Here is an 11,701-nt window from a genome sequence, read left to right on the forward strand (position 1 = left end):
ATGGGAGTGATCAGGGGGAAATTCAGGTACTTTTTCCCTGAAAATTAGGTAATTGACCCCCTCAAAATCGGTAAAACCCCACACCCCACACCCTACACCCTACACCCTGCTTCTAGGAAAAACTTTTTCAGCAGACCCTAGGTAGATAGGGAGCGAGGGCAGCAGAAAAAAAATTCTGGTTCCACCCTATTGTTCATCTCAATTTAGGTGTTCAATGTCGGTAATAATCGGTAAAATCACCGTGATCTTTGTGCCTTTTCCTTCCTCACTTTCTAGGTAAATTTGTCCTTTGTGCGCTTCCACACAGCGTCCGACAATGGCTAATCCTAATCCCGTTCCTTGAATATTATCGACATTGCTACCGCGATAAAAAGGTTTAAATAAATGTTCTTGATCTTTGCTGGGAATACCAATTCCTCGATCGATAATTTTAAAGACTACCTGCTCGGATTCGACAATAATCTTAAATTCTACGGGGTTGCCTTGGGGTGAATATTTGAGAGCATTTCCCAGTAAATTTGTCAAGATATGTTTAATTAAATTTATATCCCAAAGTCCTCTTTCTAAGCTGCCCTCAATTTGGAAAATAATTGCTAATTGCGGCTCCGGCTTAACCGTAAAAGATTCTACCAATTTCTGACAATAATCCAGCAAATCCACCGGATCAAATTGACAGTATAATCTCCCGGAATCGGCCCGGCCAATTAATAACACTTCTGTGAGCAATTGATCCATGTCTTTAATGGCCGATCGAATCATGCGAAAATAGCTAACTTGCTGATCTTTTGTCAACCGATCGCGACTTTCTTCTAATAATCCAGCCGAGAGTAAAATTTTATTTAAAGGATTGCGAAAATCGTGGGATAACATGGAAACAAATTCAGTTTTTAACTGATTTAATTCCTGAGCTTTTTCCAGTTGATTAGTGCGTTCAATCACGCTCATTTTTAAAGCTTCGTTCGATTCTCGTAAAGCTTCCTCCATCTGTTTTCGCTCGATCGCATAACATAGCGATCGAGTTAAAATTTCTAAACTTACTTCTCTTTTAATTAAATAATCCTGCGCTCCCTGACGCAGTGCTTGCAAGGCCAAATTATCATCATTAGTATTAGTTAAAACCACGATCGGCAATTTCGGAGCCGTAATTAAAAGGGGAGCTAAGGATTCCAAACCCTGACTATCTGGTAAAGTTAGATCTAATAAAATTACATCAAAATCTGTTTGTTGTAACAAAGAAATAGCCTCGGATAATCTTGAGACATTAACCAGATGAAATTCTTTTTTTTCATTACCCTTAAGAATTTCCTTTAATAATCGAGCTTCGGCTAAATTATCCTCGATTAAAAGAACTTTTATATCCTGCGAGAGTCCCATTTTTTAATCAAGAGTTAAAGAGATTTGGGAGGTTAGGAAGTGGGGTGTGGGGTGTGGGGTGTGGGGTGTGGGGTGTGGGGTGTGGGATGTAGGGTGTGGGGAGACGGAGTAGGGGAGCAGGGAGAAAAAACTGATGACTGATGACTGATTACTGATTACTGATTACTGATAACTGATAACTGACCCCTCATAGATTTTTACTTAACTTTATGTCTTTGGTAATTTGTACGGGTTTTCATGATTCTAGATTGACCGAGGATTTTTTAGGACATCTGGGGAGCCAATCGGTCAAATTAAGTCCCTATATTATTATTTCGCCTTTTTCTTGCTTAAATAAAGCTTTTTCACCGGGAGAAGCTCTAACCTTGATTGGGTTTAGTGCGGGGGTGGTAAATGCGATCGCTTTAGCTCATTATTGGCAAGCTCAAGGGGCAAAAATTGCAGCTTTAATAGCTCTAGACGGGTGGGGAGTGCCATTAATCGGTAATTTTCCCATTTATCGCCTTAGTCACGATTATTTTACCCATTGGAGTTCCTGTTTATTGGGTAGCGGTGGAGAAAATTTTTATGCGGATCCGCCTGTGGATCATCTTAGCCTTTGGTCGTCCCCCGATCGAGTGACCGGTTGGTCTATCAATGGTAATTTTGTCCAACGCACCACAGCGTTAACTTTTTTATTAAATCGGTTAGGCAAGAATCAATTAACTATAATTAGGTAGTCCCCTCCCTGTCTTTCCTATTTCTTTACCGCTGCTGATTTATGAGTACATCCGTTCCGAATTCTTCAATTCTCTTGGTGGGAATTGAGGAGAATATCGCTAAACTAGCTAGTGCGGACTTGAAAGAAGCAGGTTATCGTCCCCTGATCGTGCCTAGCATTGATATCGCTTTCCCAGAAGTGAAAAGTTGGCAGCCAGCGATGATTATACTCGATCGCTTCCTCGCAGCGGAGGCTGGTGTGAATTTTTGTAGTCGTTTACGTTCCCAGGGAAGTCGCGTTTATATTATTTTGTTAGTATCTCAAGAAACCCTAGAAGAACGTCTCGCCTGTTTGGAAGCGGGAGCCGACGATTATTTTCTCAAACCCTATAATTCGCAATCTTTTCTCAAATTAATCCGTTTTTACCTGCAACCTCTGGAAATTACCCCCGAACAATTGGGTTTCGGTGACTTAGTATTAGATTTAGCCAGTCGTCGTCTCTCCTATAAAAACAAAAATATTGAGTTGACGATGAAGGAATTTGAACTGCTGCGCTACCTCATGATTCACCCCAAAGAAGTATTATCGAGGGATCAAATTCTCGAAAATGTCTGGGGAGACGAATTTCAAGGAGAATCAAACGTTATTGAGGTGTATATTCGCTATTTACGCCTGAAGATGGAGGCTGGTGGTCAAAAACGCCTCATTCATACCGTGCGTGGTGTGGGCTACGTTTTACGGGAATCTTAACAGTAATCAGTAATCAGTGATCAGTAATCAGTGATCAGTAGATTGCTTTTATTTAATCTCCCCACACCCCACACCCTACACCCCACACCCTACACCCCACACCCCACACCCCACAACCTACACCCTACACCCCACACCCCAAACCCCACCAGCCTAGTCAAGCGCTGCTATTCAATCTGGATGGAGTTGGGGGAATCGATAGGAGGGGTGGAACTTCCCGGGGTGATAGTTTGACGGTATTGACTATAAAGACGGTCGCGCCAAGCAAAAAAGCCCTCGTAGGCGCTATTATCGGCTAACCCCGGAATCCCCTTGCCTTGCAATTCCCTGGGTAAGTTGAGATAGGAACCCTGGGGAAACTGAAGCAGCACACTTAATCCCGCCACGGCTAAATCGGCTAAAGTGGGCCGATCCCCGACTAAATAGGGACGATTGGTTAAAATGAGGTTCAAAGCCTCTAAATCCTGTTGTAGCCCCTTTTTCGCTGTATTGATAGCATCTTTTCCCAGACCTACACCCGCCCCCAAAATATCAATTAATTCCCCCGGCATGGAACCCAGCAACAAGCGCATAAAACCGGGAGTTTCCTGGGGTAAAAAAGCGGTACGAAAGTTTTGATTTTGGGCAAAAGCGCCGAGAAAAGCGGTTCTTCCTTTTAATCCCAGGGATTCATCGGCCCATTCTTCGATTAATAAACATTGACCCCGTTGTAGGGGATCTGTGGGGATAATTGGTTTTTCAGGATACTTGCGATCGAGATAAAAAGCAATCTCCGTCGAGTCAGCAATATAAGTATCGCCATCCTTGAGGACGGGAACCTGTCGCTGTCCGGAAAGACGGAATAATTCCAATTGTCCCACCCCCGGCACCACGTCCCTTTTTTTATAGGCAAGACCTTTATAGTCGAGGATGAGACGGACTTTCTCACAATAGGCAGATAATTCAAATTGGTAGAGTTCTAGCATGGGATGATATGGCCTCTCGATAAATCAGTTTCTCCCTGATTACTCTAACCCTATCGGGCATCGGTCGTCTAAACTTAAAGACTTTACTCCGATTTTGTCCGAACATTTGTACTAAAAACGAGCCAGGCGAAAAAATCATCGTTTGCTAATTTGAGGAATTAGGCTGGGTACTCTTAGGGAAGATAGACCAGATCCGGCAACCCCAACTCAATAGTGCCACGCTTTTAGGTTAGGATATTTTCAGGCACTAAAAGCGAGGAATAACTTATATATTCTGGCAAGCTGACTCGCGAGAGACCAATAGCATACCGCTATAGTAGAGGCGTGCGAGGGCTGGCTCCTTTCTCGGATCAGAGGTTACTATGCAATTATCCATCGACGTTTTTAATGATGTAGTTCGCTATCTCGACAGCCACGAAGAAAAATTACGGATCAAAAAATTAATCTTTTGTATCTGTAAAAAATATTGGGAAAATGAGCCTAATATTTTGAACAGTGTGGCTATGGAAGACCTGGTGAAGGAGTTAGTGCAACTCAAAACCAATAAAGAACAATTAACTTTTTCTGTTTATAAATTAGTTAAAACCCTCAATCGTCCTAAAGCTTATCTGGGAGTAGCCACGGTTATTATCGAGCAAATCAGTCAATTATATAGTAATGTTGCTGCCGCCTACGACAATCAATTATTACCAGTGAAACCGGAAGTTAACCCTAGCTTCACCACCGTTAATAATGATGTCAACAACGAGGAAGATAATTTATTAAGACAGGTGGTTAGTGGAATAGAAAATCATCGAGAGACAGCGAGAATTCAAAAATTAATGTTTGCCGCTTGTAAAAATCGTTGGGAAAACGATCAAGCGGTGATTAATAATTATGGCTTAAAAAATATTGTTTTAGAACTTCAGCGAAACAATCCCAATTTCCTAAGCTTGCGACAAACTTTCAAGCAAGTTGCCGAAAAGATTAATAAAAAAGCTCTCTACCTAGCCCTAGCCGATATTATTCTTACCCAACTAGAGCCTCTCTACGATACTGATAACGATGACGAAGAAGAGGATAATGAGTCAAAAAGTCAAATCTTGAACACTCAAATAGTTCATCTAAAGAATGATTCTGATTCTGCGGCTAAAACCACATCTTTCTCCCCCTCTAGAAGTGAACCTGTGGATTTTTCCTCTTCGATCATCAATCTAAATGAACCACAATTAGTCATGGAATTGCCCTTTGCCGAGCCGGCTTCCTCAAATAACAACCCCAGTAATTCCCCACAAATTCCCGCCTACGACCCCTTTGAAATTCGTTTAGAAATTTTCCAGTATGCTAATCCTTTACGCGCCAAAATATTGATTTTCTCGCTCCTATTTCATCCTTGGGATCGGAGCGGTCAAGATTGGTCAACTCTGCGAAGTTATACCCTAGAAGATTTACTACAACAACTCATCGAAAGTGGGAAATCTCTCAAGGATATCGAAATTCAACTATACAATATTGCTCAAACCCAAATGGATACGGATGCTAACGTTCAAACCGCCAGTATTCTGGTGCAAACTTTACAAAAAATTCTTTAATTTTTTATCCAAATTTATCTGGACATTCTACCTATGAAACCCAACGAATTAATTGAACGTTATGCCGCAGGAGAAACTCAATTTAGTGGCTTAAAATTACCAGGAGTTAATTTAGTTGGTGCTGACTTAATTGGCATTGTTTTAAATGAAGCAGATCTGCACGGAGCCAATCTTCTCTTTACCTATCTTAACCGGGCTAATCTCGCTCAAGCTAATCTTGTGACAGCTAATTTAAGCGGTGCTAGTCTCAACCAAGCTGACTTAAATGGGGCAGATTTACGCAGTGCCAATTTACACGGAGCGCTGCTACAAGGTGCTAATCTTCGTGATACCGATATAACCCTAGCGACGTTACTTGATGCTAACTTAATCGGGGCGGATTTACGGGGGGCTGATTTAAGTGGTGCTAACCTCACTGGTGCTTGTTTGCGGGGAACAAATATGCGTCAGGAAAAGAAAAATCATAACACTAATTTACAAAGTGCTAATCTCTATCGCGCCGACCTGCAAGGGGCTAATATGAAAGGGGTTGATCTGGTGCGTGCAAATCTAGTAGGAGCCAATTTAAAGGAGGCTAATTTGTGCAATGTTGACCTCAGAAAAGCGGATTTAACTAATGCTAATCTCCAAGATGCTTTACTTACTGATGCTAATTTAATCGGGGCGCATTTAGTGGGGGCAAATCTAGCGGGAGCCAATTTAGTGCGGTCAAAAATGACCGATACAGAAGCAATGCAGGCAAATTTCCATAGTGCAATTATGACTCAAATAAAATTCGATCGAGCTAATCTTAGTCAAGCTAATTTTCAAGCAGCAAGAATGAATCATGCTGACTTAAGAAGGGCTAATCTTTCAGGAGTTAATTTCAGCGAAGCTGACTTAATCGATGCTTTCTTTGCTAGAGCAAATCTCACCGGTGCCGATTTAACTAATGCTAATCTAACTCGTGCCGAGTTAATGAGTGCTAATCTGATGGGAGTTAACTTCCGCGGTGCAATTATGCCCGATGGCCGGATTAATAATTAAAATTACTTAGGGTTGGCTGAATAAATCTAAAAACCTTGTTGGGTAAGACTTTTAGACTTTTTTTCCCTCAAAAAGTGCCTACCATTGGAGTGATCGGGGGTAAAATCCCTGGACTTTTTCCCTGAAAATTAGGTAATTGACCCCCTCAAAATCGGTAAAACCCTACACCCCACACCCCACACCCCACACCCTGTCCCCACGAAAAACTTTTTGCCGCAAGCCCTACTTAGACATTGTTGTTAGCAGTTATTCTGGTATAATTTAGGGGTAGAATTGAGGGTAGTGTTATGGTTAATCCAGCAATTATTGCAGAAGATATGGGCAAAATCTACACCAGCATTACAGTTATCAATCGAGCGGATCAAATTCGTGCAGAGGATGGTATGATCGCACCGGAACAAATTCGCTCTCTTACCCTAGAAAATGTCTTGGTGGATACGGGAGCAACTACTCTTTGTCTGGTGCCGGAAGTAATCTCCAGCTTGGGTTTACAGCTTTTAAAAGAAGTAGATGTGGCTACGGCTAAAGGGATAGGAAAAGCGAGAATTTTTCGCGATGCTACCTTGATTATTGCGGGACGGGAAGGGACTTTTGAATGTTTGGAATTACCTGGAGGTCAAAACAACTTATTAGGAGTAATTCCTTTAGAAGCTTTGGGATTAGAACCAGATCTTCGCAGCCAAAAACTACGAGTTTTACCCACGGAATCTAACGAGACTTATTTAACAATTTTATCGAACAAAATAGCTCTATAAAATCACTTTTTGTCTGACTGTTCCGGCTCTTTCAGCTATAGCGATAATCTCGATTTCTTGACCAGAAACTCCTTTAATCACCCATTCCACCGTACAGCGATAATCTAAACCATGAGCGAGGCTACTATATACTTTATTTGATCGCCCTTCTAAGTGACCGATTTCCTGCTCTAATTTTCCCACTATTAAACTCACCTCATCGGCTAAATTTAACTTGACTTGAATGGGACGAACGATCTTTCTTTCCAGTGCCTTTTTACTGGTATAAGTGGGTAAAAATCCCTGATTTTCTAACTGTAAAACCAGATGATAAATACCATTTCCCTCCGACTTAAGATCAAGACGAGAGATAGCTAAAAGAGGTGACATTAAAGCATGGGCAATAGTAAACTGACATTGTTTCTCACATAAATCTGGTAAATACTTTTCTGGGGCATTTTGCCAGACATTTTTAAAGTCCCAACCGCCAATTTCCACCTCTCCCAATTGGGGGTGATCAAAACTTTGCCAATTAATAAAACCCTTTCCCGCCAAATTCTCATCATTCCAACGCTGTAACTTCAATTCATCTTCCAAAGGATGCCAGCGAAACCATTGAATATAATCATCTTTTTTCACTCCCGCTTGGGTGGGTGCATCCCATAACTCCACCGTAAAACCATACCAACCAAAATGATCGTAACCGTAATCATCCATGGCACCGTTAGTCACTTCTTTGGGATGATAACGAAAATCGTGATAGACAGAAACGCATTCATAACCAGTCATTGCTTTTCCCTTGTCAGCAATATATTTATACATTTCTAAGTCTTCCACGGGGAAATATTCATCGGGATGGGTGCTATAGGGACGCAACATGACTGCTGAATAGGTATGATAGGTAACGAAGCCATTAATATTAGTGTTATTTGCCCAAAATTCCGCTTCTGCACGGGTTTCTGGCTCCGAAAAAGGAAAATCTCCGGCCCCCTGTTGTTCCCCTTCAGGAACCCAATAAACGGGATAATTGCGGTTAAAATCTAAGCCTTCTAGGGTGGGGGCAGTGGTAAAATTATAGCCATCGTAATCGCGGATTAAACCTTCGGTGAGCAAAGTGTAAAAAGTTCCCTCAAATTCCTCCGGTTCGCGACGCACCATAATGCGAGGATCTTGTTCAGAAATTTTCCAAGCGCCACAGGTATCTTTTTGGCGCATTTGTAGAATTAAACCATCGCCGTTAATATCTTCAGGATATAGCCCCGGTTTCTCATCCGTGTGGGGATAGGGGCGAATACTCGATCGTAACAGATAGGGAGTAGTGAGATATTTTTCCGCTCCATCCACGGCTAATCGCGGCAAAATATAGACAGTGTAATGGTCAAGAAGTCTGGTAATTTGGGAATTATGACCGTATTGGCGCAAAAGATGGGAGATAGTGTAGAGAGCGACGGCAGAGCCTGTTACTTCCCCCGCATGGGTGTTAGCATCGATCCAATAGGCAGGTTTTTCTAAATAATGGCCTGTGGCTTGATTTGTTAGGGTAGTTAACCAGATATCTCGATTTTCGTAGCTTTTACCGATCGAGGTGAGGCTAATTAAATTAGGATAGGATGAGGCTAGGTTTTTCAGGAAAGAAACTAATTCGGCGTAGGGGTAATAGTGGCTAAAATCAAACATAATCTTCTGCAACTAAAAAAAAGGAGTCTCGGGTTAATTTGAGAAAATATAGGATAATAACAGTAAAAAACTATGGATAGTCAGGATATCGCTCGCTATATCGAAGAAACTAACGGTATTTCTAAGCCTTGGCTGTTGGTGCAATTGCGTCTCAAAAAACTGCAAGAACGTCGTGCCAGTCTTTCCCAACAGGAATATATCCAAGAATTGGATGATATTCAGCAAGACTTAATGAAATTGGGCGAATGGTGGCGAGGAATCGAGTCAGAAGTCTTTAACCCCTAAGCGGTGGCGATAATCTGTAATACTCGCGGTAAATCCTCAAATTCGCCGATGATGCGTTTCACCGGTTGCGGCCAAACCCGGACTAAAGTGGGAATAGCAGAGACATGATTAGATTCCGCTTGTTCTGGATGCTTAGAGATATCGATCACTTTCAGGGTATAGGGATGGTGTAATTCTCGCTCTAGAAGCTGATGGATCGATTCTAGGGTGTGTTTAGTATTGGCATTATTGCCGGAGACAAATAACCGCAAAACATAACCCTTGGGACTAGGGTTAGTATAGTCAGAGTCAGCACTAATCCCCGAAGTCGTTGCGGGGCGTTCCTGATAACGGAGAATCAGATCGTGGGATTGCCAAAGTTGGGGAAACTGCTGACGATAGGTTTCTAAGATAGTGGGATTAGAGGATTGTTCCTGCCAAGGTACAGTAAACCAAGCTCGCTCGTCCGTGGCGAAAATAGCATTTAATAAAGGCTGATAGCGACGGACAAGGGGATAGACTTCGGCTCTAGTATGAATACGGTGACTGTAGGGATCTCGCCAGCGATCGATGGTAGCGGTAAAACTAGGAACTAAAAAATGGGGGGGTTCTGGCAACCCTAAAGCGGACTGGAGAGCAGCGCAGAGATTCAGATGCCAATGAGTTTGTTTATCAGGATCGATACAGTAAATCAGGTCGCCCCCGGGGGTAAACAGGGCGATGCCTTTAAAAATATCGGGCAACACAATCGCGGAAGTGGTCACTTGAGGGGTTCCCCTAGGGAATCAATAGGAGCTTCTATTTTTCTAGACTACTAAACTCTTGACCCCTCAAGGATTTCCTTCAGGGTTTTTCTAGATTCTACCCCGCAGCATCATCGCCATTTCATTGGGAACCGGGGACATTTCCAGGGCGACCTCATCGCTAATCCGTCCCTCTTGATAGAGGTTAAACAGAGATTGATTAGTGGTAATCATGCCATGGTATTCGCCATCTCTCATTAATTCGATAATTTCGTCATTTTTGCCGCTGCAAATGTAATCTTTGACGGTTTCTGTGTTGACGAGAATATCGTGAAAAGCGGTCCGTTTACTGTCGGTGGTGCGACATAAACCCTGGGAAATAATACAAACCAAGGATTCTGCGATCGCCACCCGCATCGATTCCCGTTCCTCGGCGGTATAAAGAGTTAAAATCCGCTCCAGGGTTTTAACGGCGCTGTTGGTGTGCAGGGTTCCCATAACTAAGTGACCAGTTTGGGCAGCTTTCAGGGCAGTATTAACGGTGGATTTGTCCCGCATCTCCCCCACCAGAATAATATCTGGGTCTTCCCGCAAAGAGGCTTTTAGGGCATTATCGAACTCATGGGTGTGTATTCCCACTTCCTTTTGTTTGATCAAACTGCGACGACTTTGATGGACAAATTCGATCGGGTCTTCGATGGTGATAATATGTTTGGCGTGTTCTTTATTTATGTAATCGACCATGGCTGCTAGGGTGGTGGTTTTCCCTGAACCCGTCGGACCGGTGATTAAAATCAATCCCTTCTGCACATCGCACACATTCCGTAACACAGCCGGTAAGCCCAATTGTTCTATAGTGAGGATTTTCATGGGAATTAGACGCAAAACCATCCCAGGACCGCGCAGACTTTCAAAGATATTAATCCGCACCCTAGCGAATTCGTACTGAGTTGCACCGTCAAATTCTAGGTCTTTTTTAAAGCGAAGGATTTCTTCTTCCCCTAGGATTTCCCGTAACCAACTATAAAAAGTGTTGATGTCAATTTCAGGATAGTTGAGAATAATCATTTCACCACGATCCCGCATCCGGGGTTTTTCTCCAACTCCTAGGTGAACGTCCGAATAACCCCGATCAAAGGCCATCCGGAGCAAATGTTCTAAGGTGGGTTGATTGGGAGCGCGACCCGGCCGGGGTGGCGTTTGGGGAGAAGCAGCCTGACTGGGAGCGCGATTTTGGGGAGGACGTGGGGCGGAAATTTGACCATTTTGCGGCATATTCGGCACGTTTTTGGTCGGTGTCGCCACTTGTTGCGTCATTTCTTCAGTTATCCCCATGCTGATTTCCGTGATTAACTCTGAGGGAGGTATCGGCATGGAGGGAACCGGCAGCGGCTGCAGTGGTCGCGAGGAAGAATTGGGATTTTGACTCATGAGCAATAGGGGTTTTTTCTTTTACTATTCCCCGATTGTACTAACATCTCATCCCCAATTTCTCAATTCCTCACAGACGTTAGACTGAGGAGTAAGGAGTCACTGGTCTCCGAGTCAGGAGACAGGAGACAGGAGACAGGAGATTATTTTTATTTATTCTTCCCACTTCCCCACTTCCCCACTTCCCCACTTCATAATTTATAATTCCCCCTCTCCTATACCTTTTAAACAGGATTTAGACCCCAAAATCGTTATAATGGAGGTTGAGGGCTGATGATTTTGACTACTCATTTCTGTTTGATTATCAGTCTTAGGGGAGGTAAATACGTTGACATCCTCGCCGCCCTAAAAGTGCGGCGATTCCTAAACCTCACGATTTAAGTTTCTGCTTCCACCACCGTCGCATACCACAGTTAAAAAACCATGTACTGTCTTACACAGAGTCCACAGACTTTCGCCCCATTTC

Annotated in this window: 13 protein-coding genes; 8 read left to right on the plus strand and 5 right to left on the minus strand. The window is 43.0% G+C overall.

Going from position 1 to position 11,701, the window contains the following annotated elements; all coding sequences use genetic code 11:
- Positions 1–198: 198 nt before the first annotated feature.
- A complete protein-coding gene (locus O9332_RS14240) occupies positions 199–1,374 on the minus strand; it encodes a hybrid sensor histidine kinase/response regulator (protein ID WP_002758490.1) in 1,176 nt (391 codons plus the stop codon).
- Between the two features lie 209 nt (positions 1,375–1,583).
- On the opposite strand from O9332_RS14240, the gene O9332_RS14245 reads away from it, so the two are divergent.
- The 3 genes from O9332_RS14245 to O9332_RS14255 are packed head-to-tail and all read left to right on the plus strand — an operon-like array spanning position 1,584 to position 3,058.
- The gene (locus O9332_RS14245) at positions 1,584–2,093 is read left to right on the plus strand and encodes a hypothetical protein (protein WP_002758973.1); all 510 of its coding nucleotides are present in this window, start codon (positions 1,584–1,586) and stop codon (positions 2,091–2,093) included.
- A 41-nt stretch (positions 2,094–2,134) separates the two neighbouring features.
- Complete coding sequence (gene nblR, locus O9332_RS14250) at positions 2,135–2,824, plus strand: response regulator transcription factor NblR (protein WP_002758972.1); 690 nt, start codon at positions 2,135–2,137, stop codon at positions 2,822–2,824.
- 42 nt (positions 2,825–2,866) lie between these two features.
- Positions 2,867–3,058 carry a hypothetical protein gene (locus O9332_RS14255; RefSeq protein WP_288026102.1) on the plus strand — a complete coding sequence of 64 codons (192 nt, stop codon included), beginning with the start codon at positions 2,867–2,869 and terminating at the stop codon, positions 3,056–3,058.
- Here O9332_RS14255 and O9332_RS14260 read toward each other — a convergent pair.
- A complete protein-coding gene (locus O9332_RS14260) occupies positions 2,992–3,789 on the minus strand; it encodes a glutathione S-transferase (protein ID WP_002758970.1) in 798 nt (265 codons plus the stop codon). The genes O9332_RS14255 and O9332_RS14260 overlap by 67 nt on opposite strands.
- Before the next feature lie 362 nt (positions 3,790–4,151).
- Here O9332_RS14260 and O9332_RS14265 point away from each other — a divergent pair, with 362 nt between their 5' ends.
- The 4 genes from O9332_RS14265 (at position 4,152) to O9332_RS14280 (ending at position 7,141) form a co-directional block, all read left to right on the plus strand.
- Positions 4,152–5,360 (plus strand): hypothetical protein, encoded by a 1,209-nt coding sequence (locus O9332_RS14265; RefSeq protein ID WP_002758967.1) that lies wholly within the window; start codon positions 4,152–4,154, stop codon positions 5,358–5,360.
- 33 nt (positions 5,361–5,393) lie between these two features.
- Entirely contained in the window at positions 5,394–6,386 is a 993-nt protein-coding gene (locus O9332_RS14270; protein WP_002758966.1) for a pentapeptide repeat-containing protein, read from the plus strand.
- A gap of 136 nt (positions 6,387–6,522) precedes the next feature.
- A complete protein-coding gene (locus O9332_RS14275; protein ID WP_287969786.1) occupies positions 6,523–6,651 on the plus strand; it encodes a hypothetical protein in 129 nt (42 codons plus the stop codon).
- A 22-nt stretch (positions 6,652–6,673) separates the two neighbouring features.
- Positions 6,674–7,141, plus strand: coding sequence for a pepsin/retropepsin-like aspartic protease family protein (locus O9332_RS14280; protein WP_002758964.1), 468 nt, complete (start codon positions 6,674–6,676; stop codon positions 7,139–7,141).
- Here O9332_RS14280 and O9332_RS14285 read toward each other — a convergent pair.
- Positions 7,136–8,797, minus strand: coding sequence for a M14 family metallopeptidase (locus O9332_RS14285; protein ID WP_012264942.1), 1,662 nt, complete (start codon positions 8,795–8,797; stop codon positions 7,136–7,138). The genes O9332_RS14280 and O9332_RS14285 overlap by 6 nt on opposite strands.
- A gap of 72 nt (positions 8,798–8,869) precedes the next feature.
- Here O9332_RS14285 and O9332_RS14290 point away from each other — a divergent pair, with 72 nt between their 5' ends.
- Complete coding sequence (locus tag O9332_RS14290) at positions 8,870–9,082, plus strand: hypothetical protein (RefSeq protein WP_002758960.1); 213 nt, start codon at positions 8,870–8,872, stop codon at positions 9,080–9,082.
- On the opposite strand, the gene O9332_RS14295 is transcribed toward O9332_RS14290, so the two are convergent.
- Both O9332_RS14295 and O9332_RS14300 read right to left on the minus strand, forming a co-directional pair.
- Positions 9,079–9,825: a circadian clock KaiB family protein gene (locus O9332_RS14295; protein ID WP_002758959.1), complete on the minus strand. Its 747-nt coding sequence runs from the start codon at positions 9,823–9,825 to the stop codon at positions 9,079–9,081. The two genes, O9332_RS14290 and O9332_RS14295, sit on opposite strands and share 4 nt — an antisense overlap.
- 90 nt (positions 9,826–9,915) lie before the next feature.
- Complete coding sequence (locus tag O9332_RS14300; protein ID WP_002758958.1) at positions 9,916–11,235, minus strand: type IV pilus twitching motility protein PilT; 1,320 nt, start codon at positions 11,233–11,235, stop codon at positions 9,916–9,918.
- Between the last annotated feature and the right edge of the window lie 466 nt (positions 11,236–11,701).

Source organism: Microcystis sp. LE19-10.1B, assembly GCF_027530565.1.
Lineage (GTDB): Bacteria > Cyanobacteriota > Cyanobacteriia > Cyanobacteriales > Microcystaceae > Microcystis > Microcystis aeruginosa.

Bases quoted from the DNA above. Each gene is read 5' to 3' on its own strand.
- O9332_RS14270 (WP_002758966.1), top strand. From the start codon at position 5,394: ATGAAACCCAACGAATTAATTGAACGTTATGCCGCAGGAGAAACTCAA.
- O9332_RS14240 (WP_002758490.1), bottom strand. From the start codon at position 1,374: ATGGGACTCTCGCAGGATATAAAAGTTCTTTTAATCGAGGATAATTTA.
- O9332_RS14260 (WP_002758970.1), bottom strand. From the start codon at position 3,789: ATGCTAGAACTCTACCAATTTGAATTATCTGCCTATTGTGAGAAAGTC.
- O9332_RS14280 (WP_002758964.1), top strand. From the start codon at position 6,674: ATGGTTAATCCAGCAATTATTGCAGAAGATATGGGCAAAATCTACACC.
- O9332_RS14265 (WP_002758967.1), top strand. From the start codon at position 4,152: ATGCAATTATCCATCGACGTTTTTAATGATGTAGTTCGCTATCTCGAC.
- O9332_RS14245 (WP_002758973.1), top strand. From the start codon at position 1,584: ATGTCTTTGGTAATTTGTACGGGTTTTCATGATTCTAGATTGACCGAG.
- nblR (WP_002758972.1), top strand. From the start codon at position 2,135: ATGAGTACATCCGTTCCGAATTCTTCAATTCTCTTGGTGGGAATTGAG.
- O9332_RS14285 (WP_012264942.1), bottom strand. From the start codon at position 8,797: ATGTTTGATTTTAGCCACTATTACCCCTACGCCGAATTAGTTTCTTTC.
- O9332_RS14300 (WP_002758958.1), bottom strand. From the start codon at position 11,235: ATGAGTCAAAATCCCAATTCTTCCTCGCGACCACTGCAGCCGCTGCCG.
- O9332_RS14290 (WP_002758960.1), top strand. From the start codon at position 8,870: ATGGATAGTCAGGATATCGCTCGCTATATCGAAGAAACTAACGGTATT.